At 72.0% G+C, this 21,324-nt stretch carries 20 protein-coding genes; 14 read left to right on the top strand and 6 right to left on the bottom strand.

The features are described 5' to 3' along the window. Positions 1 to 21: 21 nt before the first annotated feature. Positions 22 to 987 carry a LacI family DNA-binding transcriptional regulator gene (locus tag CI089_RS15690; RefSeq protein WP_094262542.1) on the bottom strand — a complete coding sequence of 322 codons (966 nt, stop codon included), beginning with the start codon at positions 985 to 987 and terminating at the stop codon, positions 22 to 24. Between the two features lie 149 nt (positions 988 to 1,136). On the opposite strand from CI089_RS15690, the gene CI089_RS15685 reads away from it, so the two are divergent. The 7 genes from CI089_RS15685 to CI089_RS15655 are packed head-to-tail and all read left to right on the top strand — an operon-like array spanning position 1,137 to position 8,816. Beyond that, positions 1,137 to 2,663, top strand: coding sequence for a mannitol dehydrogenase family protein (locus CI089_RS15685; RefSeq protein WP_094262347.1), 1,527 nt, complete (start codon positions 1,137 to 1,139; stop codon positions 2,661 to 2,663). After that, complete coding sequence (locus CI089_RS15680; RefSeq protein WP_094262346.1) at positions 2,660 to 3,664, top strand: zinc-binding dehydrogenase; 1,005 nt, start codon at positions 2,660 to 2,662, stop codon at positions 3,662 to 3,664. Before CI089_RS15685 ends, CI089_RS15680 begins: the two co-directional genes overlap by 4 nt. 41 nt (positions 3,665 to 3,705) lie before the next feature. Then, a complete protein-coding gene (locus CI089_RS15675; RefSeq protein ID WP_094262345.1) occupies positions 3,706 to 5,106 on the top strand; it encodes an MFS transporter in 1,401 nt (466 codons plus the stop codon). 13 nt (positions 5,107 to 5,119) lie between these two features. Continuing rightward, a complete protein-coding gene (gene manD / locus CI089_RS15670; RefSeq protein WP_094262344.1) occupies positions 5,120 to 6,361 on the top strand; it encodes a D-mannonate dehydratase ManD in 1,242 nt (413 codons plus the stop codon). Beyond that, positions 6,351 to 7,013 carry a bifunctional 4-hydroxy-2-oxoglutarate aldolase/2-dehydro-3-deoxy-phosphogluconate aldolase gene (locus CI089_RS15665; RefSeq protein WP_094262343.1) on the top strand — a complete coding sequence of 221 codons (663 nt, stop codon included), beginning with the start codon at positions 6,351 to 6,353 and terminating at the stop codon, positions 7,011 to 7,013. Before manD ends, CI089_RS15665 begins: the two co-directional genes overlap by 11 nt. Continuing rightward, positions 7,010 to 7,966 carry a sugar kinase gene (locus tag CI089_RS15660; RefSeq protein WP_094262342.1) on the top strand — a complete coding sequence of 319 codons (957 nt, stop codon included), beginning with the start codon at positions 7,010 to 7,012 and terminating at the stop codon, positions 7,964 to 7,966. The genes CI089_RS15665 and CI089_RS15660 overlap by 4 nt, the downstream gene beginning before the upstream one ends. Positions 7,967 to 8,009: 43 nt before the next feature. Beyond that, positions 8,010 to 8,816, top strand: a complete 807-nt coding sequence (locus tag CI089_RS15655; protein ID WP_094262341.1) for a sugar nucleotide-binding protein — start codon at positions 8,010 to 8,012, stop codon at positions 8,814 to 8,816. A 141-nt stretch (positions 8,817 to 8,957) separates the two neighbouring features. Here CI089_RS15655 and CI089_RS15650 read toward each other — a convergent pair whose 3' ends face one another. Continuing rightward, on the bottom strand, positions 8,958 to 9,554 hold the full coding sequence (locus CI089_RS15650; RefSeq protein ID WP_094262541.1) for a TetR/AcrR family transcriptional regulator: 597 nt from the start codon (positions 9,552 to 9,554) through the stop codon (positions 8,958 to 8,960). A 62-nt stretch (positions 9,555 to 9,616) separates the two neighbouring features. On the opposite strand from CI089_RS15650, the gene CI089_RS15645 reads away from it, so the two are divergent. The 3 genes from CI089_RS15645 (at position 9,617) to CI089_RS15635 (ending at position 13,370) form a co-directional block, all read left to right on the top strand. Continuing rightward, a complete protein-coding gene (locus CI089_RS15645) occupies positions 9,617 to 11,671 on the top strand; it encodes a beta-galactosidase (protein ID WP_094262340.1) in 2,055 nt (684 codons plus the stop codon). Positions 11,672 to 11,690: 19 nt separating this feature from the next. Next, positions 11,691 to 12,665: a squalene cyclase gene (locus CI089_RS15640; RefSeq protein ID WP_094262339.1), complete on the top strand. Its 975-nt coding sequence runs from the start codon at positions 11,691 to 11,693 to the stop codon at positions 12,663 to 12,665. A gap of 72 nt (positions 12,666 to 12,737) precedes the next feature. After that, on the top strand, positions 12,738 to 13,370 hold the full coding sequence (locus CI089_RS15635) for a flavodoxin family protein (protein ID WP_094262338.1): 633 nt from the start codon (positions 12,738 to 12,740) through the stop codon (positions 13,368 to 13,370). 7 nt (positions 13,371 to 13,377) lie between these two features. Here the strand turns inward: CI089_RS15635 and CI089_RS15630 are convergent, their stop codons facing one another. Together CI089_RS15630 and CI089_RS15625 are read right to left on the bottom strand one after the other, a co-directional pair. After that, entirely contained in the window at positions 13,378 to 14,655 is a 1,278-nt protein-coding gene (locus tag CI089_RS15630; protein ID WP_094262540.1) for a glycosyltransferase, read from the bottom strand. After that, positions 14,652 to 15,692: a hypothetical protein gene (locus CI089_RS15625; RefSeq protein WP_094262337.1), complete on the bottom strand. Its 1,041-nt coding sequence runs from the start codon at positions 15,690 to 15,692 to the stop codon at positions 14,652 to 14,654. The genes CI089_RS15630 and CI089_RS15625 overlap by 4 nt, the downstream gene beginning before the upstream one ends. A 115-nt stretch (positions 15,693 to 15,807) precedes the next feature. Here CI089_RS15625 and CI089_RS15620 point away from each other — a divergent pair, with 115 nt between their 5' ends. Genes CI089_RS15620 through CI089_RS15605 form a run of 4 tightly spaced genes read left to right on the top strand, consistent with a single transcriptional unit; the run spans position 15,808 to position 19,857 of the window. Next, positions 15,808 to 16,935: a glycosyltransferase gene (locus tag CI089_RS15620; protein ID WP_256978049.1), complete on the top strand. Its 1,128-nt coding sequence runs from the start codon at positions 15,808 to 15,810 to the stop codon at positions 16,933 to 16,935. Further along, positions 16,932 to 18,050 (top strand): glycosyltransferase, encoded by a 1,119-nt coding sequence (locus CI089_RS15615; protein WP_094262336.1) that lies wholly within the window; start codon positions 16,932 to 16,934, stop codon positions 18,048 to 18,050. The genes CI089_RS15620 and CI089_RS15615 overlap by 4 nt, the downstream gene beginning before the upstream one ends. After that, positions 18,047 to 19,063 (top strand): glycosyltransferase, encoded by a 1,017-nt coding sequence (locus CI089_RS15610; protein ID WP_094262335.1) that lies wholly within the window; start codon positions 18,047 to 18,049, stop codon positions 19,061 to 19,063. The genes CI089_RS15615 and CI089_RS15610 overlap by 4 nt, the downstream gene beginning before the upstream one ends. Beyond that, positions 19,060 to 19,857, top strand: coding sequence for a glycosyltransferase family 2 protein (locus CI089_RS15605; protein ID WP_094262334.1), 798 nt, complete (start codon positions 19,060 to 19,062; stop codon positions 19,855 to 19,857). The genes CI089_RS15610 and CI089_RS15605 overlap by 4 nt, the downstream gene beginning before the upstream one ends. On the opposite strand, the gene CI089_RS15600 is transcribed toward CI089_RS15605, so the two are convergent. Together CI089_RS15600 and CI089_RS15595 are read right to left on the bottom strand one after the other, a co-directional pair. After that, positions 19,820 to 21,019 carry a glycosyltransferase family 4 protein gene (locus CI089_RS15600; RefSeq protein ID WP_094262333.1) on the bottom strand — a complete coding sequence of 400 codons (1,200 nt, stop codon included), beginning with the start codon at positions 21,017 to 21,019 and terminating at the stop codon, positions 19,820 to 19,822. The genes CI089_RS15605 and CI089_RS15600 overlap by 38 nt on opposite strands. Further along, on the bottom strand, positions 21,016 to 21,318 hold the full coding sequence (locus CI089_RS15595; RefSeq protein WP_094262332.1) for a DUF7882 family protein: 303 nt from the start codon (positions 21,316 to 21,318) through the stop codon (positions 21,016 to 21,018). Before CI089_RS15595 ends, CI089_RS15600 begins: the two co-directional genes overlap by 4 nt. Positions 21,319 to 21,324: the final 6 nt, after the last annotated feature.

The following is a 21,324-nucleotide window of genomic DNA, read 5'->3' as shown; positions in this document are numbered from 1 at the left end:
GGCTTCTTCGTTTCTCGGCGTTCAGTGCTGCGGCGGAGTGGACGTCGAAGCGCGCACGATCAGCTGAGAGTTCAGGGTGACCGTTTCGGGGCTCTTCCCCGACGCGAGGGCTTGGAGCAGCAGATCGACCGCGAGCGCGCCGCAGCGGTCGATGGGCATGCGGACCGTCGTCAGGCCGGGAGTGACGGCGCCCGCCAGATCGATGTCGTCGATGCCGACGATGCTGATGTCGTCGGGGCAGACGACCCCCAGTTCGGACATCCCGGCCTCGACCCCCAGGGCCACGAGGTCGTTGTAAGCGATCACGGCTGTGGCTCCGCTCGCTGAGGCGGGTGCCGCTGCCGCACGTCCTCCTTGGATCGATGCAGCCTGGTGGCTCAGGCGGGTGAGCCGGATGCCGTGGCGGTCGCATGCGCGGGCGACCGCGTCGGCGCGCCGCACATCGGCCCACGAGCCGCGCGGACCGGACGCGTAGGCGACGTGCCGATGGCCGAGCGCAGCCAGGTGTTCTACGGCCTGCGTCGGTCCGTACTCGGTGTCCATCAGCACGCTCGGCAGAGGGTCGATCAGCCGGTTCACGATCACGCACGGGGTGCTGCCCACCAGTTCGATGACATCGGCGTCGGGCAGTCGCGGGGAGCACAGCAGCATGCCGTCGAGTTCGCGCGCCCGTTCGATCTGCTCGCGCTCGCGGCGCGGATCCTCGTCGGCGTCGAACACGACAGTGCGGTGGCGCCCGTGCCAGGCCTGGCCCTGGATGGCCTTGAGGGTGGTCGCGTAGACGGGATTGGCGACATCGGGGAAGACCACTCCGATGGTCCGGCGGATCGTGCCCGACTGAGCGTTGGCATAGCCGAGCTCGTGGGCGGCGCGGAGAACTCGCTCCCGCGTGGCGGCGGCGAGGCGATCGGGCTCGCCGAAAGCGCGAGACGCCGTCGCCACGGACACGCCCGCCTGCCGCGCCACGTCGGTCAAAGTCGCTGCCACGTTCACCCCATCTCTTTCCTCCATCCATGATCGTGCATCGCGGCGTGCAATTGGTTGACAAGCTTGTACAAAACAAGCAGGATGCTTTGCATGACGATCATCGCCGATCCTCCGGTGCGCGACGCCGCTGTGCGAAACCGGGCCGACACATGATTGCCGGGCACGCCCGGCTGGGCCGCGACGCTCGAACGGGCATCACGATCGGCAGTCGCCCCCGGGCCTCGGGCATCCTGCACCTGGGGCTCGGCAGCTTCCACCGTGCCCACCAGGCCGTCTACACCGCGGCCGCGATGGACGCGCACGGGGGCGACTGGGGGATCGTCGGCGTCGCCTCGCGTTCTCGCGGCATCGTCGACGCGCTGCACGCGCAGGACATGCTCTACGCGGTTGCGACGGTCTCACCCCAGGGCACGGTCCTCAGCATCCCGGGCGTGCACACCGACGCCTACGTCGCCGCGGACGACCCTGACCGCGTCGTCGCCGACCTCGCCGATCCGCGCATCCGGATCGCGACCATCACCGTGACCGAGAGCGGCTACAGCTATTCGCCCGCGACGCAGCATCTCGATACCGACGACGCCGTGGTCCGCGCCGATCTCGGTGGAGCGGCCCCGCGCTCGACGATCGGACAGCTCGCGCTCGGGCTCCGACGACGCGCAGCGTCGGGCGGGGCGCCGATCTCGATCCTCAGCTGCGACAACCTGTCGTCGAACGGCACGCATACCGAGAAGCTCGTTCGCGAGTTCTTCTCGGCACTGCCGGCAACGGATGCAGCCGATACGTTGGCGTACCTCGACGAAGCGGTCACCTTTCCTTCGAGCATGGTCGACCGCATCGTTCCCGCCACCACCGACTCTCTGCGCGCCGACGTCACCACCCGTCTCGGGGCCTTCGACGCCGTACCGGTTCCGGCTGAGCCGTTCACCATGTGGGCGATCGAGGACCGCTTCGCCGGCGGTCGCCCCGCGTGGGAGGCCGGCGGCGCCGTGTTCACCGATGAAGTCGGGAGCTACGAGCAGCTCAAAGTGCGCCTCCTCAACGGCACGCATTCGTTGATCGCCTACCTCGGCGCGCTGAAGGGCGTCGCGACCATTCCCGAGGCCATCTCGATCGCCGGTGTCGAGGCTGCCGCGCGGGTCGTGCTGCGCGACGAGTACGAGCCGTCCGTGCGCGTGCCGTCGGGCGTCGACGTCCGCGCCTACGAGCGACAGCTGTTCGAGCGCTGGGGCAACAGCGCGCTCGGGCACCGGACCTCCCAGGTCGGCAGCGACGGGTCGGTGAAGCTCCGTCAGCGCATTCCAGAGCCGGCGCTGCTCGCTCTCGCGGAAGGCCGGATGCCGCATTTGATCGCCCTGACGGTCGCGGGCTACCTGTCTTGCATCGCGCCGCTGCCGGGCTTCGATCCCGGTGCGCACGCCGGTGCCATGAAGGATCCCGCGCAGCAGGGCCTCGCCGAGCTCGCCGCGAAGTCGGCTGCTGGTCGCGAGCTCGCCCTGCGTGTCATCGCCGAGCGCCGTCTGTTCGGCGATCAGTTGGCGGAAGAGATCCCGTTCATCGATCGTGTGGGCGACCTCGTCGACACGATCGCCCGGCACGGCATCGACGCGGCCCTCGACGACTGCGTGTCCGCCGCGTCCGATGCGACACAACCCACGACCGCGAAGGAGCTCCGATGAAGACGCTGGCCATCCACGGCAAGCAGGACATCCGCTGGGAAGACCGCCAGGTGCCCGAGCCCGGCCCCGGCCAGGTGCGGCTGCGCGTGGCCTTCGTGGGCATCTGCGGCTCCGACCTGCACTACTACTTTTACGGCGCGAACGGCGAGTACACGATTCGGGAGCCGCTGACGCCGGGGCACGAGCTCTCCGCGACCGTCGACCTCGACCCGTCCGGGCGCTGGGCGCCCGGGACTCCCGTGACCGTCCATCCCGCTCGTTTCGGACCCGACGTCGCGGGTCTCGAAGCCCACCCCCACCTGCGTCCGGGTGGCGATTATCTCGGCAGCGCGGCAGCGGATCCGCACCGGCAGGGCGGCGCCTCGGAGTACCTCCTGGTCGAGCACTTCATGATCCGCGAGCTGCCCGCGGGACTCCCGCTCGAGCGGGCCGCGCTCGCCGAGCCGCTCGCGGTCGCGCTCCATGCCGTCGGCATCGCGGGCGACATCGCGGCCGCGCGTGTCCTCGTGGTCGGCGCCGGCCCGATCGGCCTTCTCGTCGCTGCGGCCGCCGAGCGGGCGGGCGCCGGAGCCGTGGGCGTCAGCGACGTGCGTGCCGAGCCGCTGGACCGGGCGCGCCGCCTCGCCGCGGTCGAGGGCTACCTCGTGGGCCGTGACACCATTTCAGACGAATCGTTCGACGTCGTCTTCGAATGCTCCGGTGTCGGCGCGGCGCTGACTCAGGCCGTCCGCGCTGTCCGTCGCGCAGGCCGGATCGTCCAGGTCGGGATGCTGCCCGACGCGGAGATCGGCGTCAACCTCGCGCGTCTGCTGTCGAAAGAGATCACGATCCGAGGCGCGTTCCGATTCGCCGACGAGATCGACGAGGCCGTGTCGATGCTCGCGTCTTCGGACGCGCTGGACACCGTCGTATCCGACGTGGTCCCCGCGGTGGACGCCGTCCGCGCGTTCGACCTCGCCCGAGACTCTTCGCGCTCCGCGAAGGTTCTCCTCTCGCTCTGATTCACCCGACCTCACGCACATCACTACGAAGGAGTAATGCGATGAGCAACTCACCGACCCCCGCCGGGGCAGCCGCCGCAGCGCCGCCGATCGCCAAACGATCCATGGGAGACCTCGTCCGGGCATCCGTCTCGGGCTGGCTCGGCACCGCTCTCGAGTTCATGGACTTCCAGCTGTATTCGCTCGCCGCCGCGCTGGTGTTCAGCCAGCTGTTCTTCGCAGCGGACAACCCCGGCATGGCCGTGGTCCTGGCCATGGCGACGTACGGCGTCGGCTACGTCGCACGCCCGGTCGGCGCTTTCGTCTTCGCCCGCATCGGTGACCGAGTGGGCCGCCGCAAGGTGCTGTTCTACACGATCCTTCTGATGGGCGCGGCGACGACGCTGATCGGCTTCCTTCCCACCTACGACCAGGTGGGGATGCTCGCCCCCATCCTGCTGGTCGTCCTGCGCCTGGCCCAGGGCTTCGGCGCCGGCGCGGAGATCTCCGGCGCGGGCGTCATGCTCTCCGAGTACGCTCCCGACAACCGCCGCGGCATCATCGCGTCCCTGGTCGCTCTGGGGACCAACTGCGGCACGCTGTTCGCTTCGGCGATCTGGGCGATCCTGCTCGCCGTGATGCTCGAGTCCGACGTCATCGAGTGGGGGTGGCGCATCCCGTTCATCGGCAGCGCCGTGATCATGCTCTTCGCGCTGTGGGTGCGGTTCAACCTGAAGGAGAGCCCGGTCTTCGAGGAGCGCGCCGACGTCGTCGACGGCAAGGCCCTCTCCCGCGACGAGATGGTCAAGCTCGCAACCGCGACCAACGACATCCGCACGCTCGAGTCGCTCGAGCGCAAGCCGATCAAGGCGATTATCGTGTCGTTCCTGCTGCGATTCGGCCAGGCGGGCAACTCGGGCCTCGTGCAGACCTATCTGATCTCGTTCATCACGATCACTCTCGCGGTGTCGAAGGAAGTCGGACCCGAGGTCGTCATCGTCTCGTCCCTCATCGGGTTCCTCACGATCCCGCTCGTCGGCTTCCTCGGTGACCGATTCGGCCGTCGGCGCATGTACATCGTCATGTCCGGGCTGTCGCTCGTGCTGATCGTGCCGACGCTGCTGATGATCAACACCGCCGAGACCCTGTGGATCTTCGTGGGGTACGCCATCATCCACAACATCTCGGTGCTCGGCCTCGCCTCGATGGAGAACATCTCCATCCCGGAGATCTTCGGCGCGCGCAACCGGTACACCCTCACCGCCATGGTGCGCGAGATCGCGGCGATCATCGCGACGGGCATCGGTCCGATCATCGCCGCAGGCTGGGTGGCAGCAGCCACCGGAAGCATCATCCCGGTCATGGTGCTGATGGGACTGTTCACCGCGGCGGCCCTCATCGGCGCGATCTGGGCACCGGAGTGGACGGGGCGCGATCTGACCGATCCGCGCGCCGCGATGTGAGGGGAGAAGTCGCATGAGCATCGACCGCGTCGACGTCAGCATCACCAGCCCGGGGCGCAACTTCGTCACCCTCAAGATCACGACATCCGACGGCCTCGTCGGATGGGGGGACGCGACCTTGAACGGTCGCGAGCTCTCGGTCGCGTCGTACCTCCGCGATCACGTCGCCTCGACTCTGGTCGGGCGCGACGAGGACCGTATCGAGGACACGTGGCAGTATCTGTACCGAGCGCCATATTGGCGACGCGGCCCGGTGACGATGGCTGCGATCGCAGCTGTCGACATGGCCCTGTGGGACATCAAGGCGAAGAAGGCCGGGGTGCCGCTCTATCAGCTCCTCGGTGGCGCGAGCCGTGACGCCCTCCGGGTGTACGTGCACGCGTCGGGAGCGGACTACGCCTCGTTGAAGGATGCCGTCAGTGCGTACGTCGACGCGGGGGTGACGGCGGTGCGGGTGCAGACCGGCATCCCGGGCCTCGGCCAGATCTACGGCGTCGCGAGCAACAAGCCCGGGGCGAAGTACGACTACGAGCCGGCCAAGCGCGCCGCCGACGGCTCGTCGGCGGCGCGCCCCGCAGAGGAAGCCTGGGACACCCGGAAGTACCTCGCGCACATGCCGGGCGTCTTCTCCCGGCTCCGCGAGGATTTCGGCACCGACCTGCGCATCCTCCACGACGGCCATCACCGGATGTCGCCGATCGAGGCGGCCCGCTTCGCGCGGGACGTCGAGCCGTACGACCTGTTCTGGCTCGAGGACTGCACGCCGGGTGAGGACCAGACGGCGCTGCGGACCGTGCGGCAGTACTCGACCACGCCTCTGGCGATCGGCGAGGTCTTCAACTCGATCTACGACTACCAGACCCTCATCACCGAGCGCCTGATCGACTACGTGCGATCGGCCGTCACACACACCGGTGGCGTCACCGCGATGAAGAAGCTCCTCGATTTCGCGGCGATCTACGGGATCAAATCGGGCATGCATGGTCCGACCGACATCTCGCCGGTCGGGATGGCGGCGGCGCTTCATCTCGGACTCGCCCTCCACAACTTCGGCATCCAGGAGTACATGCCGCACAACGACGCGACGCTCGACGTGTTCCGCACCTCCTACGTCTACGACCGGGGATTCCTGCATCCCGGGGATGCGCCCGGGCTCGGGGTCGAGCTGGATGAGTCGGCCGCCGACGCGTTCGAGTACACGAAGGCCTACCTGCCGGTGAATCGGCTGCTCGATGGGACCATGCATGACTGGTGAGACGATGTGCGCCCGTGCCGTCATGCCCGACCTCACCCGCGAGGGCCGTCTGGTCGTGGTGGCGCGGGCGCGGCGGGCCGAGGATTACGACCGCGTGCTCGATGTCCTGATCGACGCGGGCGTGAAGAGCGTCGAGCTGACTCTGACCACCCCGGGGACGTTCGACCGAGTCTCCGCGATCGTCGAGCGTCACCGCGATGCGGCTGACATCGGCGTCGGGACCGTCACCACGGTCGATGAGCTCGGGCGGGTCATCGACGCAGGAGCGGCGTATGCGGTGACCCCCATCACCTCGAGGGTCCTGGTGGAGCGCGCCGTCGCGGCGGGCCTCCCGATCGTCCCCGGCGGGCTCACGCCCACCGAGCTGTTCGCGTCGTGGACGGCGGGAGCTGCGGCGGTCAAGGTCTTCCCTGCGACCCAGGTGACTCTCGGTTACGTGAAGGACCTGCGCGGCCCGTTCCCGGGCATCAAGGTCGTCCCCTCGGGCGGCGTCGATCTCGGGGGAGCTCGGGCGTGGCTGGATGCCGGGGCGGAGGCCGTCAGTGTCGGTGGGCCGCTGCTCGGTGACGCCTTCGACGGTGGGGACCTCGCGGCGCTTCGCGATCGCGCGCTCCGGTTCGTCGAGGTGTGCGCTGGGGGTGTCGCTCGATGACCGAGCCGACGCGGTCTGTCGTGACGCTCGGGGAGACCATGGCGCTCATCCGGGCATCGGAGATCGGGTCGTTGCGGCATATCGGCTCGCTCGCGCTCGGGATCGGTGGAGCTGAATCGAACGTCGCCGTCGCTCTCCGTCGACTCGGCGTGCCGGTGGCCTGGTTCGGGCGTGTCGGCGACGACCCGTTCGGTGAGCGCGTCGTCCGAGAACTCCGTGGCGAGGGCATCGACGTCGGCGTGGTCGTCGACCCGGATGCTCCGACGGGTCTCATGGTGAAAGAGCGACCGGCCGCCGCGGCGACGGCCGTGCACTACTACCGGACCGGCTCGGCGGGGTCGCGCCTCACACCCGGGGATATCCCGCCCGATCGGATCGAGGCCGCGACGCTGCTGCACGTCACGGGTATCACTCCGCTGCTCTCCGAATCCGCCGCGGGTTCGGTCCGTGATGCGGTGTCGCGGGCGCGGGCAGCGGGCGTGGCGGTGAGCTTCGACGTCAACTACCGCGCCCGGTTGGCCGGCCCTGGCGTCGCGGCACCGGTGCTGAGAGAGCTCGCGGAAGCCTCCGACATCGTCTTCGGCGGCGAGGCGGAGCTCGAGCTCATCACGGGGGAGGACCCCGACACCGCCGCCCGAAGCCTTCGCGCGGCAGGCGTGGCGGAGGTCGTCATCAAGCGCGGACCGCATGGAGCGACCGCTCACGCCGATGGTGGCGTCGTCGATTCGCCGGGCTTCGTGATCGATCCTCTGGACACGGTCGGCGCGGGAGACGCGTTCGTCGCCGGGTACCTCAGCGCGCGGCTCGCGGGCCATGGCGTCGCTCAGGCGCTGCGCCGCGGCAACGCGTGCGGCGCCATGGCCTGTCTCGGCCCGGGCGATTGGGAGGCGTCACCGACGCTCGCCGATCTCGAGCGCTTCCAGGCGGCGGGCGTCGATCCCGTGCAACGCTGAACGTGTCGGCCCCGGCCCCGGCGCCCCCTGCGAGGATGGGGGCATGACTGCTCGACGTACGATCCTGGTCGGATCCGGCAAGGTCGCCACTCGCCTCGGCGAGAGCCTGGTCGAGGCCGGGCAGGAGGTCGTCGCGATCCGGCGGAGCGCCGGCGGCATCCGGCCTGCGTTCACACCGATCGTCGCCGACCTGTCTGCGCCTCTCGACACCACGCTGCCCGCGGTCGACGCGATGGTGGTCACGCTTCCGCCGGGGGATGACCCCGGCTTCTACCGCGCCGCGCTGGAGCGCATCGCGCGAGCGCTGCCGAAGCCGCCCGAGCGCACCGTCTTCGTGTCGTCGACGCGGGTCTTCGAGGGGTGGGGTCCGGAGCGTGCTCTCGACGAGGATGACGAGCCTCGGCCGACGAGCGCGCGCGGTGAACAGCTCGTCGACGGGGAGCGTGTGGCCCGCGAGCTGTTCGACGCGATCGTCGTGCGGCCCGCCGGGATCTACGGTCCCGGTCGCGAGCGGCTGATCCGGCAGGTCCTCGCGGGCGAGGCAGTCGACTACGACCGTCGCACCAACCGCATCCACGAGGTCGACCTCGTGAGCGCGATCGCGCAGCTGCTCGACGCGGACGCGCCGCCTGCGCTGTTGCACGGGGTCGACCGGCGCCCCGCGACCCTCGGCGAGGTGGTCGAGTTCATCGCGCATCGCCTCGGGGTCGCCGCACCGCCACGCGCTGAGGCCGGGCCCGACGCCGACCGCGGCAAGGTCCTCGACGGCTCGCGCCTCGCGGCGATGCTCGACTTCACGTACCCGACGTTCGTCGAGGGGTACGGGCAGGTCATCGCCGACCGCGGCTGATCGCTGCGCCCAGCGACGCCGATTCGGCCGTCGGAGCCGATACAGCCGTCGGGCCGGTGGTGCCGGTGTCGCCTGTGGCGGGCGCCGAGGCCACACCAGCCCCGGCAGTCCGACGAATGTATCGGCTCAGGCGCGGCGTGCTCAGGCGCGGGGCCGCAGCAGGCCGATGAGCAGCAGGCGCATCGCCGCGACGGGGTCGGTGTCGTCGGTCAGCCAGCGGATCTGGATGCCCTCCCACCCGCTGATCACGAGGTCGGCGAGGGCTCGAGGGTCGTCGTCGGCGTCGAGTCGGCCGCGGGCGCGGTCGTCGGCGATGGCTGCCGCGTAGGTCTCGGTGACGGCGCGGTAGCGCTCGAGCAGCCAGGCGTGCGCCTCGTGCTCGGGGTGCGTCGCCTCGGCCGACACGATCGAGAACATGCGGACGAGCTCGCGCCGGGCGAGGTTGCGCTCGACGATCGCGAGCACGCTCGGGATGAACCCGTCGCGGGCGGCGCGCGCGGGGAAGTCGGTGTCGGCGGCATCCTCCTGCTCGAGGACGGCTGCCAGCAGCGAGACCTTCGTGGGGAAGTGGTGCATCACGGTGGTGAGGCTCAGATCGAGCTGCTTGGCGATCTGGCGGAGCGACCCGCCGCGGTAACCGTGGGTTCCGAACACGACGGTCGCCGACGCCACGATCTCCGCACGCCGGGCCGCGCTCTTCGCGTACGGCCCGCGGGGGTGGACGGCGTCGGATGGCATGACCCGAGCGTAGATCACATCAATCCCGTGCATCTGCACGTGTTTCGGTCTACGCTGATCGCATGGCAACGGATGACACGACCTACCGCTGGGTGAAGGACGGGGCGCTCGGCCCGGGACGGATGCGCTACGGCGCCGACTACAACCCGGAGCAGTGGCCGCGCGAAGTGTGGGACGAGGACGTCCGACTGATGCGCGAGGCCGGGGTCAACATCGTCTCGCTCGGGATCTTCTCGTGGGCGCTGCTCGAGCCGCGTCCGGGCGAGTGGGACTTCGGCTGGCTCGACGAGGTCATCGATCTGCTGCACGCCAACGGCATCGACGTCGACCTCGCGACCGCCACCGCGTCGCCGCCGCCGTGGCTCGCGAAGCGGCATCCCGAGATCCTGCCGCAGACGATCGACGGAACGACCCTCTGGCCGGGGTCGCGCCAGCACTGGCGGCCGACGTCGCCGGTCTTCCGCGAGTACGCGCTGCGGCTGACCCGCGCCCTCGCCGAGCGCTACGGCGACCATCCCGCTCTCGTCGCCTGGCACATCTCGAACGAGCTCGGCTGCCACAACCTGTACGACTTCTCGGATGACGCCGCCCGCGCGTTCCGGGTGTGGCTCCGGGCCCGCTACACGACCCTCGACGCGCTCAACGAGGCCTGGGGCACGGCTTTCTGGTCGCAGCACTACGAGGAGTGGGACGAGATCCTGCCGCCGCGCGCCGCGCCGACGCAGCGCAACCCCGGACAGCAGCTCGACTTCGAGCGCTTCTCGTCGGATGCCGTGCGCGACCACCTGCGTGCCGAGAACGCGGTGCTGGCCGAAGTGACCCCCGGCGTCCCGCGCACGACGAACTTCATGGTCGCCCAGAACGTCCGCGACATCGACTACCCCTCGTGGGTCGGCGACGTCGACTTCGTCTCGAACGACCACTACCTGCGCCCGGGCGAGCTCGGGCGCGACGACCTGTCGTTCTGGTCGAACCTCACCGGCAACATCGCCGGTGGCCGGCCGTGGTTCCTCATGGAGCACGCGCCGAGCGCGGTGAACTGGCGTGCGGTCAACCCGCCCAAGCGTCCCGGCGAGCTGGTCCGCGACGCCCTGACCCACGTCGGGCACGGGGCAGACGCGGTCTGCTACTTCCAATGGCGGCAGTCCCGCGCCGGGGGCGAGCGCTACCACTCCGGCATGGTCCCGCACGCCGGCGCCGAGAGCCGGGTGTTCCGCGATGTCGTCGACCTCGGTTCGCAGCTGCGCGACCTGGCGCCGGTCACCGGCAGCCGGCGCGAGCGGGCGCGCGTGGCGCTGGTGTTCGACTACGAGTCGTGGTGGGTCAGCGGACGTGACTCGCACCCCTCCGAGTCGCCCGCCTACGACGACGAGACGCTGCTGTGGTACCGGGCGCTCCTCGACCTCGGCGTCCGCGTCGACGTCGTGCCCGTCGCGACCGAAATCGCCGACTACGAGGTGGTGATCGCTCCGATGCTCCACGTCGTCCCGGCCGCGCTGCGCGAGCGCCTGACCGCCTTCGTCGCCGGCGGCGGTCACCTCGTGACGACCTACTTCTCGGGCGTGGTCGACGAGAACGACCGGGTGTGGCTCGGCGGTTACCCGGGTGCGCTGCGCGAGCTGCTCGGCATCACGATCGAGGAGTTCGTGCCGATGCTGCCGGGGGAGACCGCATCCCTCGCCTCCGGCACGGTCGTCCGGGACTGGAGCGAGCGCATCGCGCGCGTCGAACCGGATGTCGAGGTGCTCGACACCTACGTTGGCGGCGACCTCGACGGCGCCCCGGCCATCACTCGGCGTCGGAGCACCCGGGGCAGCGGCGGCAGTGCGACGTACGTATCGGCTGCGATCGGTCGCGCCGGTGCCGCCGACGTCGCGCGCCGCCTGGCCGGCGACATCCCGGCGCTCGCGGCAGACCCCCTCGCGGCCGACGGCGACGTCGACGTGATCATTCGCCGCCACGAGGGTGGGCGCTTCGTGTTCCTCGCGAACCGCACCGACGCCGAGGTGGTGGTGGCCGCATCGGGTGACCTGATCGCGGGTGCCGCCGAGCGAGGTTCCGCGGATGCCGTCGCGATCGCCCCGCGCGGTGTCGCGGTGCTCGCGCAGGAGGGCTGAGCCGCGCGACAATGACCGCATGACCGACACGGACGGCACGCTGGCGTGGCTTCTGGACACCGACCCGTCGCTGCGCTGGCAGGTGGAGCGTTATCTCGCGGACGCTCCGCCGTCCGTGTGGCAGGCCACGCGGGCTCGCGTCGCGACCGAGGGCAACGGCGCGCGCCTCCTGCGGGAGCAGGGCGACGACGGTCAGTGGGAGGGTGGCGCGTACTTCCCCGCGGGGTTCTTCGACAGCCCGGAGGCCCGCGCGCCGGGACAGCCCTGGACGGCGACCACCTGGACCCTGAAGGATCTGCGGGAGTGGGGTCTGGATGCCGCCGTCCTCGGCGACACCGCGGAACGGCTCCGGCGCAACAGCCGGTGGGAGTACGACGACCTGCCGTACTGGGACGGCGAGATCGACGTGTGCATCAACTCGTACACGCTCGCGACGGGCGCCTGGCTCGGTGTCGACATGAGCGGCCTGGCGCGGTGGTTCCGCGAGCATCAGCTGGCCGACGGCGGGTGGAACTGCGAGGCGGAGGAGGGGCGGTCGACCCGCGGGTCATTCCACTCGACGCTCAACGCTCTGCGCGGCATGCTCGCGTGGGAGCGAATCACGGGCGACCCGGCCCTCCGCGAGAGCCGGCACCGCGGGGAGGAGTACCTGCTGTCGCGCCGGCTCGCCTTCCGCGCCTCGACCGGCGAGCCCGTCGGCGACTTCGTGACGGAGTTCGTCTATCCCAATCGCCACCGCTACAGCGCGCTCGTCGCCCTCGATCATTTCCGCGCCGCCGCGCTTCTCGAGGGCGCCGCACCCGACCCGCGGCTGGCGGAGGCGATCGACATGGTCCGGAACGCACGCGCCGCCGACGGCACGTGGCATCAGGGAACGCCGCTGGCCGGGCGCGTCTGGTTCGACATCGATGTCGCCGAGGGCGAGCCGTCGCCCTGGCTGACGATGATCGCCCTGCGCGTGCTGCGGTGGTGGGATGCCGCCGTTCCGGCCTGACGCGGTCCTGTCAACGGCCTGTCATCCGTCACGGATCGTCGCCGACGATGGCGGCGAACGAAAGGACTCGCCATGACGACAGACCTACCCGCTTCCGACGCCCCGCTCCGGGTCGTCGCCCTCAACTGCACCCTGAAGCCCGCACCCGCGGAGTCGAGCACGCAGCTCATGCTGCAGCAGGTGCTCGACGCCCTCGCCGAGCACGGCGCCTCGGGCACGCAGGTGCGCATCGCCGACCTGAACATCGCGCCGGGCGTCGAGACCGACATGGGGGAGGGAGACGAGTGGCCCTCCGTTCGCGAGCAGATCCTCGCCGCCGACATCCTCGTCGTCGGGACGCCCATCTGGATGGGACACGCCTCGAGCCTCGCGCAGCGCGTGCTCGAGCGCCTCGACGCCGAACTCTCCGAGACGGACGACGCCGGTCGGCCGATCCTCTTCGACCGCGTCGCCGTGGTGGCCGTGGTCGGCAACGAGGACGGCGCGCACAAGGCCACCGCCGACCTGTTCCAGGGGCTGAACGACGTCGGGTTCACGATCCCCGCGCAGGGCGGCACCTACTGGAACGGCGAGGCGATGCAGACGGTCGACTTCAAGGATCTGGAGAAGACCCCCGACCCGGTCGCCTCGACGACCGCCACTCTCGCACGCAACGCGGCGCATCTCGCGCGCGTGCTGCGCGCCGCCCGCTACCCGGCGGAGTGAGCGCCGGTCAGCCCCAGCCGCCGAGGTAGGCGGCGAGATCGGGCTCGTCGGTGACGACGCGAATCTCCGCTGTCGTCACCGACGCCGTCGGGAAGAGATCGTCACGGCCCCAGCGCTCGCCCCGGGCGCGGGCGCGCGCCGACGTCATCCGCACCAGCGGCTCGCCGTCGGGGGAGCGCAGCGTCAGTTCGCCGAGCGCCTCGTCGCCGATCCGCGCCAGCGACACGGCGAGGATGTCGACGTCGGCGTCGATGCGGAGCGGGCGGAGCAGCTCGATGATGACCCGGACGCGATCGAACGCGGGATCCGGCTCGGAGTCGTCGGGGAGGACCGCGGTGCGGGCCGAGGCGGCGCCGAGCGCCGCGAGGGTGCTGTCGAGCGCGAGGAACCGCTGCCCGGCGCTCGCGTGCGGCGGCGCGATGACCGCGACGTCGGGGTGGGCGGGCCGCAGGCCCCGGCCGGCGGAACCGGCGACGGGGATGAGGTCGCTGAGCCGGATGGTCTCGGCGTTGCGGCGCGCGATCGCGCCTTCGTCGCGTCCGGCGGCATCCGGGCCGTCGTGCCAGGCGACGGCCGCGGGCACGTGGGCGAGCAGCGCGCCGCGCAGCCACGCACGATAGGTCCACTCCCAGTCCTCCCCGCCGTACGACGTGAACGACTCGTCGAATCCGCCCGTCGCGTCGAACAGCACCCGCGAGCACGCGATGACAGCCCCGATGACGTGGCGATAGCTGCGGTCGTCGGCGTGGAGGAGGTTCGCGGTTCGCCGATACTCCGCCGCGAGCCATTCCGGCTCGGGCAGCGCCGTGCGCGCCGCCTCTTCGGCGAGCCGGGCGGCGTCGACGCCGCGCAGGTCGGCGTGCCGGCGCCGCCCGACCGTGACGCAGTCCGGCGCGAGTGCGGGCAGCCGGGTCAGCTCACGGATGAAGGCGGGCTCGGGCGCCGTGTCGGCGTCGAGGAACACGAGCACGTCGCCGCCTGCCGCGGCCGCTCCGAGGTTGCGGACGGCCGCGAGCCGGAAGCCCCGGTCCTCGTGGCGGACGAGCTCGACCCCGTCCGGAACGGAGGGCGGCTCGGGCGAGCCGTCGTCCGCGACGATGATCTGCAGCCGGTCAGCCGGGTGCTCCTGCGACCGCAGCGCGGCGAGCGTCCGCGCGAGCTGTTCGGGCTGACGGTAATGGGCGACGATGACCGACACGCGGGGCGGCTGTTCGGGCCACCGGCCGTCGAGGAGGTCCCACCGGTTTCCGGGGAGCGGCACCCCGGCCGGGCGGCCCGCCGTCATCGCGGCATCCCGCGCCACCACGCGAGGTACGACCCGGCCGCGTCGGCGAGATCCGGCTGCAGCGGGTGCCCTGGCACGAGGCGCGTCGAGGCCGGATCCTCCCACGCGGCGACGAGCAGGCCGGTCAGCTCCGCCGGATCGAACAGGGTCGCGGTGCCGGGCCGCAACCGGTCCATCTCGTCGCTGTAGCGCGAGCGGACGACCAGCGGGCGGCGGCCCGCCTCGATCCAGTCGAGCATCGACCGCGAGGCCGAGACGTGCTCGTGGGCGGCGACCGGGATGCCGGGTTCGCGCAGCCGCCGGGCGAACTCCTCGTCGCCGAGGAACCCGGTGATCTCGAAGCGACCGCCGAGGTCGGCCGCCAGGCGTCCGAGTGCTGCGACATCCCCGTCATGGCCCGGCGACGCGGCGCCCAGAGCGCGGACGACCGCCTCGCCGACCGGCCGTCCCGACGCCCGCAGGGCGTCCACGGCGGCCGTCGCGGCGCGCACGGCGGGCTCGTGCCCCTTTCCGGGGTAGACGAAGCCGGCGATGAGCACGACGAGGTCGGCCGACGCGACGGGTGCGTCGGCCTCGGGGGCGGCGGCGACGCGGGTTCCCAGGGGGATCACCCGGGGCCGCAGGTCGTCGCCCAGGTGCTCGGAGACCAGCAGCCGTTCGTGATCGCTGTTGACGGCCACGGCGTCGGCTGCGGCGAAGAACCGGCGATACGCGGCGACCCGACGGTCGTATTTCGTGCCGTCGGAGGGCTGCGGCAGGTCATGCAGCGTGAGGGTCAGCCGGCAGGTCCCGGCGAGCGTCTCGACGGCGTCGGCGGCCGCTTCGAGGCTCGTTCCGAGCAGTCGGTCCGTCGCGTGCAGGTGCACGCGCTCGCCGGGCGCGATCGCCGCCAGCGCGGCGTCGAGGTCGGTCACCTCGACGGTGCGGACGGCAGGGTCGGCCCGGTGGGCGGCTGAGGCGATGTCGGCACCGTACTCGGTCACTCCGTGTCCGGCGGGGCCCCAGACCAGGCACAGGGGAGGGGCGTCGACCGGCATCCGGTCATCGTTACCGGTCGCCTGTGGTTCGCGCAAGTGCGAGGCGCCGGACTGCGCGCTCGGCTAGCGTCCGACTCGGATCGCCCTTGTCTCGGCGGTTCCAGCAAGGAGAGTCGTGACCATCGTGACCGCGAGCGTGCCCCTGGACGACATGTCCGGTGCACCCGACGTGCGCGTCGTGGCGGTGCCCGCGGGGCATCCGTACGTGCGGCGTGTGACGGATGCCGCGGGCATCGACGTGCTGCCCGACCCGCCCGTGCCCGGCGCGGCCGAGGGCGTCTGGTGGCCTCCCGTCGCGCTCGACCCCGACTGGATCCGGCGCAACGCCGATGACGCCGACATCCTTCACGTCCATTTCGGCACCGAATCGTTCCCCGCCGGTCATCTGACGGCGTGCGTCGAGGCCGCGCACGCGGCGGGATGGGCCGTCGTGTTCACCGTGCACGACCTGACGCATCCGCAGCTCACCGACCAGAGCCCCTATGCCGCGCAGCTCGACGAGCTCGTGCCGCGGGCCGACGCTCTCGTGACCCTGACCCGAGGAGCCGCCGCCGAGGTGCGCGAGCGCTGGGGACGGGACGCCGCCGTGCTGCCGCACCCCGCGATCCTGCACGACGGCGAGAGCCCGTCCATCGTGGCGGTGAGCGAGGACCTCCGGATCGGGATGCACCTGAAGGACCTCCGCCCCGGCACCGATGGACCCACGAGCGCGCGGACCCTGATCGCTGCGGTCGAGCGCCTCCGCGACGACGGGCATCACGCCGTCGCCGAGATCCGGATGCACCGGTCGGTCCGCGATCAGGGCGCCCGCGACGACGTCCGCGCCGCCGTGGCCGGACACCCGTACGCGGTCCTCGTCGAGCAGGGCCGGTTGCCCGACGCCGCGTTGAACACCGCGCTCGGCGGCCTCGACGTGTGCGTGCTGCCCTACCGTTTCGGCAGCCACTCGGGGTGGCTCGAGCTGTGCTGGGACCTGGGGGTGCCGGTCGCCGTCCCCGACGTCGGACACTTCGCCGATCAGCACGACGACGCCTCGACCGCGAGCTTCCGCCCGGGCGACGTCGAGACGCTGACGGCGGCACTGCGCTCCCTGCTGTCGTGCGACGATGCGGCGCGGCCCGGGTCGATCGCACGAGCCGAGCTGATGGAGCGACGCCGCGCCCGTCGCCGGGAGCAGGATGCGGCGACGGCAGCGGCGCACGCCGCGCTGTACCGCCGGCTCCGCAGCGAGCGTGTCTCGTGACGGGGCGTTCGCTGCGCATCGCGGTGATCGCGCCGCTTCGGTTCCCGATCCGCAGGCCACACGCCGGCGGTCTCGAGGCCGCCGTCTGGTCGGAGGTCGAGGCACTGCGGGCACGGGGCCACGAGGTGACCCTCGTCGCGGTGACGGGGTCGGACCACGTCGAGCCCGGCAGCGTCTGGGAGATGCCCGAGCTGGGCTGGGATGCCGACGCGGTGCGCACCGACAAGACGTACCCGCCCGCGTACGAGACGCTCAGCGTGCCGATGCTCCGCCGTGCGCTCGAGACGATCGGCGCGCGGGCCGCCGACTTCGACGTGATCTCGAACCATTGCCTGCACGCCCTCCCGCTGCAGCTCGCACCGCAGCTGGACGTGCCGATGGTCACGACCCTGCACACGCCGGTGGACGACGACTTCGTGCGCGCGCACCGCGCCGCCGCGGGCCGTGGCAGCACGTTCCTCTCGGTCAGCGAGCACACCCGCCGGGAATGGCAGCACGCGGGGGTTGCCTCGACCCTGCTGGCCAACGGCGTGGACCCGCGCGTCTGGTCCGCCGGTCCCGGTGGCGACGACCTCGTCTGGTTCGGCCGCATCGTTCCCGAGAAGGCCCCGCACCTGGCCGTGGCCGTCGCCCGGGCGCTCGGGCGACGCCTCACGATCGCCGGCCGCGTCGGTGACCGAGCGTACGCCGACGACGTGCTCGGTCCGCTGCTCGGCGACGACATCACGGTGGCCGGTGAGCTCACGCCCCCCGAGCTCGCCCGCCTCGTCGGCCGTTCGGCGGTCGCGCTCGCTACTCCCGCGTGGGCGGAGCCGTTCGGACTCGTCGGTCCCGAGGCCCTCATGTGCGGGACGCCCGTGGTCGGCTTCGCCGTGGGCGGGGTGCCCGAGATCGCCGCCGCCAGCATCGGGATGCGCCTCGTGGGCGCGGGAGACGTCGCGGCGATGGCGGATGCGGTCGAGCAGATGTGGCAGCAGGCTCGCGATCCGCGCTTCCGCCGCGCCGTCCGCGCCCGCGCGGTGGAACGGTTCTCGCTCGATGCGCGCACGACGGCCCTCGAGGACATCTTCGCGTCGCTGAGCACGGAGGCGGCACCCGCCGAGCTGCCGGCATGACGCGGCGCATCGGCTGGTACGTGCATCACCACGGCCAGGGGCACCTGACCCGGATGCGGGCGATCGCGCCCCACCTCGATGCCGACGTCGTCTGTTTCAGCTCACTGCCGGTTCCCGCCGATCTGCCCGCGAACGTCTCGTGGGTCGAGCTCGCGCGCGACGATCGGCCCGCGCCCGCCCTCCCGGCCGACGACCCGACGGCCGGAGGGATGCTGCACTGGGCCCCGCTGCGCCACGCCGGCCACCGCTCCCGGCTCGCGGTCATCGCCGCGGCGGTCGCGGCCGGCGATGTCGCGGCGTTCGTCGTCGACGTCTCGGCCGAGGTCACGCTCTTCCTCCGGCTCCTCGGTGTGCCCGTGGTGATCATCACGCAGCCCGGTGACCGCGTCGACGAGCCCCACCGGCTGGCCTTCGCGGCCGCGCGGCGGATCATCGCGCCGTGGCCGGAGGAGATCTACGCGCCGGAGCACGTGACCGACCTCGGCGACCGCGTCGCGTTCGTCGGCGGGATCTCACGGTTCGCCGGTCGTGACCGGCCCCCGCGGCCGCGCGGTGACGAGGTCGTCCTGCTCGGCGGTGGCGGCGGGGCCGACGTCTCCACGGCCGACATCGCCGCCGCCGAGCGGGCGTCGGGACGCCCCTGGCGTGTGCTCGGCGCCGGTTCCGGAGCGTGGACGGCCGACCCGTGGGATGCGTTGACGACGGCATCCGTCGTCGTGTCGTGGTGCGGCCAGAACGCCGTCGCCGACCTGGCCGCCGCCGGCGCGCCGGCCGTCGTCATCCCGCAGGAGCGTCCCTTCGCCGAGCAGCGCGCGACGGCGTCGGCGCTCGGCCGATCCGGGCTCGCCGTCGCCCTGACAGCGTGGCCGGAGCCCGCGCGCTGGCCCGAGCTGCTCGCGCAGGCGTCGGCGGGTGGCGGCGGCGACGGATGGGCGGCGTGGCGCACCGATGGCGCCGCCCGGCGGGCAGCGGCCGTCATCCGTGCCGAGGCGGACGCGGGAGGGAGAGGATGAGCGACATCGCGATCGTGACGCTCTGCTCGGCGCCGCGCCTCGAGCACCTGCGCAATCAGCTGCGCGCGACGGCGGGCACTCCGCGCGTGGTCGTCTGGATCGGCGACGACGACGCTCCCTCGCTCGACGCCGAGTCCGTCGTGCACGTGCCGCCGGGGCCGGCCGGTCTGCGGCTCGCGGCGGCCCGCAACGCGGGTGCGCGTGCGGCCGAGGCGCTGGGGGCGCGCCTGCTCGTGTTCCTCGACGCCGATTGCATCCCGGGCCCCGAGCTGGTCGAGCGGTACCGCGATGCGGCGGCAGAGCACCCCGATGCGGTCCTCTGCGGGCCGGTGACGTACCTGCCTGCAGGCGCAGCGCTCGACACGGCATCCCTCCGCGCGGCCACCGCGCCCCACGCGGCGCGTCCGGCGCCGCCGCCGGGCGTCCTGCAGCGCGCTGCGACGGAGGAGTACCCGTTGTTCTGGTCGCTGTCGTTCGCGACCACGCCCGCCGTGTGGCGGGCCGTCGGCGGCTTCGACGAGCAGTACGAGGGGTACGGGGGCGAGGACACCGACTTCGCGTTCTCGCTTCGCCGGGCGGGGGTCCCGATGATCTGGGTGGGCGGTGCCGACGCCTATCACCAGCATCACGAGACCTCGTCACCGCCTTGGCAGCACCTCGACGACATCCTGCGCAACGGCCGCCGTTTCGCGCGGAAGTGGGGCGAGTGGCCCATGACGGGATGGCTCGAGGCGTTCGAACGAGCCGGAGCCGTCGTCAGAGAGGGCGACGGCTGGCGTCGAGTCTCGGCCTGACCGCGCCGGCGAGGAGCTCCGCGGCGGCGGCGAGCAGGTCGCGGGCGACGGGATCGGGCGCGAAGTCCGCCACCTGTGACCGGGCGTGCTCGGCGAGCGTGCGAGCCCACGCCGGATGCCGCACCGCGACCGTGATGGCTGCGGCGAGGCGTTCCGGGTCGGCGGGCGGCACGCTCTGGCAGTCCTGCCCGTCCGTGCAGAACTCGTCGTATCCGCTCCCGGAGGTGACCACGAGGGGCGTGCCGATCGTCTTGACCTCCAGGGCGACGTTGCCGAACCCCTCCCAGCGCGAGGGGCAGATGACCACGTCTGCGCGAGCGATGGCTCCGTAGAGCTCGTCGCCGGGCACATGCCCGAGCCAGATCACCCGGTCGCGCGCCGACGGCGGCAGCATCTCGAGGAGCGCGGAACGCGTCGGTTCGTAGCGGGCGTCGCCGCCGGCGCCCGCGAGCACGAGCCATGCGCGGGGGACGTCCTCGTGCACGCGCCCGAAGGCCGCGAACGCGTCCTCGACTCCCTTGCGGCGCTCGGACCGGCCGAGGAAGAGGACGATCGGCGCGTCGTCCTCGGGCCACCCCATCGGGGCCTCGGCCCGCGCCGCCGCTGCGGCGACGGCATCGACGTCGATGCAGTTGCGCACGATGCGGGCCGGGGGCAGTCCGGGGTAGAGGTCACTGGTGCGGTCGAGCATCGCGCGGGAGATGGCGATGAGGCCTGCCGACCGGTACAGCTGACGTCGCTCGGCGGCAGCCTGCCGTGCGCGCACGATCCGCTGCCCGATGGGCAGGTCGGCCGGTGTGAACCCGGAGACCCGGTCGGCGAGCCGGATGCCGGTCGCGAGGTTGGTCAGCAGCGGCGCCGTGCGGGGAAGCGCCGCGGCCAGTCCGCCCCATTCGGGGGCGAAGACGACGTCATGACGGTGGGCGCGGTATGCGCGTCGGACGCCGCCGTCGACCAGCCGGACGCCGGGGCCCGGGTCGTCGGACACGAGCTCCGCGCCCGTCTCGATCGCGAGGTCGACGGCGACCCCCTGGCGGGCGAGGGCCGGAAGGAGAGCGGCGTAGTGGCGGCCGATCCCGCCGGTGTATCCGGTGACTCCGGCGTACTCGGACGTCCCCACGAGCCAGCGGGTCTCGGCCTGCGACGTGAGCACCCTGGTCATGACGCCTCGACAGGAAGGGTGCCGAGCGAGAGGCCGGTGACAGCGGCGGCTTCGGTGAGCATGGCCCGCACGCGCCGCGGGTCCGTGGTGACCGGGTGCGACGACGCGAAGTCGAAACGCAGGGGGATGGAGCGCTCCAGCCACAGCGTGCTCCGCCCCTGTCCGTCGCCGTGCCTCCAGCTCACCGTGAACCCCTCACCTGCGCCGAGCTTCGCCGCGATCACGAGCTGGAGGTGCGCGAGCACGTCGTCGGGCATGGGGATGGCGATCAGGTCCGATCCGTATCGCAGCAGTCCCATCGCGGC

It is taken from the genome of Microbacterium sp. Yaish 1, assembly GCF_002245215.1.
Lineage (GTDB): Bacteria > Actinomycetota > Actinomycetes > Actinomycetales > Microbacteriaceae > Microbacterium.
The sequence above is the reverse complement of the archived record's forward strand: the minus strand, read 5'-3'. Positions and strand labels throughout refer to the sequence as shown.

Coding starts and splice junctions, on each gene's coding strand:
- CI089_RS15685 (WP_094262347.1), top strand. CDS start 1,137: ATGATTGCCGGGCACGCCCGGCTGGGCCGCGACGCTCGAACGGGCATC.
- CI089_RS15680 (WP_094262346.1), top strand. CDS start 2,660: ATGAAGACGCTGGCCATCCACGGCAAGCAGGACATCCGCTGGGAAGAC.
- CI089_RS15675 (WP_094262345.1), top strand. CDS start 3,706: ATGAGCAACTCACCGACCCCCGCCGGGGCAGCCGCCGCAGCGCCGCCG.
- manD (WP_094262344.1), top strand. CDS start 5,120: ATGAGCATCGACCGCGTCGACGTCAGCATCACCAGCCCGGGGCGCAAC.
- CI089_RS15665 (WP_094262343.1), top strand. CDS start 6,351: ATGACTGGTGAGACGATGTGCGCCCGTGCCGTCATGCCCGACCTCACC.
- CI089_RS15660 (WP_094262342.1), top strand. CDS start 7,010: ATGACCGAGCCGACGCGGTCTGTCGTGACGCTCGGGGAGACCATGGCG.
- CI089_RS15655 (WP_094262341.1), top strand. CDS start 8,010: ATGACTGCTCGACGTACGATCCTGGTCGGATCCGGCAAGGTCGCCACT.
- CI089_RS15650 (WP_094262541.1), bottom strand. CDS start 9,554: ATGCCATCCGACGCCGTCCACCCCCGCGGGCCGTACGCGAAGAGCGCG.
- CI089_RS15645 (WP_094262340.1), top strand. CDS start 9,617: ATGGCAACGGATGACACGACCTACCGCTGGGTGAAGGACGGGGCGCTC.
- CI089_RS15640 (WP_094262339.1), top strand. CDS start 11,691: ATGACCGACACGGACGGCACGCTGGCGTGGCTTCTGGACACCGACCCG.
- CI089_RS15635 (WP_094262338.1), top strand. CDS start 12,738: ATGACGACAGACCTACCCGCTTCCGACGCCCCGCTCCGGGTCGTCGCC.
- CI089_RS15630 (WP_094262540.1), bottom strand. CDS start 14,655: ATGACGGCGGGCCGCCCGGCCGGGGTGCCGCTCCCCGGAAACCGGTGG.
- CI089_RS15625 (WP_094262337.1), bottom strand. CDS start 15,692: ATGCCGGTCGACGCCCCTCCCCTGTGCCTGGTCTGGGGCCCCGCCGGA.
- CI089_RS15610 (WP_094262335.1), top strand. CDS start 18,047: ATGACGCGGCGCATCGGCTGGTACGTGCATCACCACGGCCAGGGGCAC.
- CI089_RS15605 (WP_094262334.1), top strand. CDS start 19,060: ATGAGCGACATCGCGATCGTGACGCTCTGCTCGGCGCCGCGCCTCGAG.
- CI089_RS15600 (WP_094262333.1), bottom strand. CDS start 21,019: ATGACCAGGGTGCTCACGTCGCAGGCCGAGACCCGCTGGCTCGTGGGG.
- CI089_RS15595 (WP_094262332.1), bottom strand. CDS start 21,318: ATGGGACTGCTGCGATACGGATCGGACCTGATCGCCATCCCCATGCCC.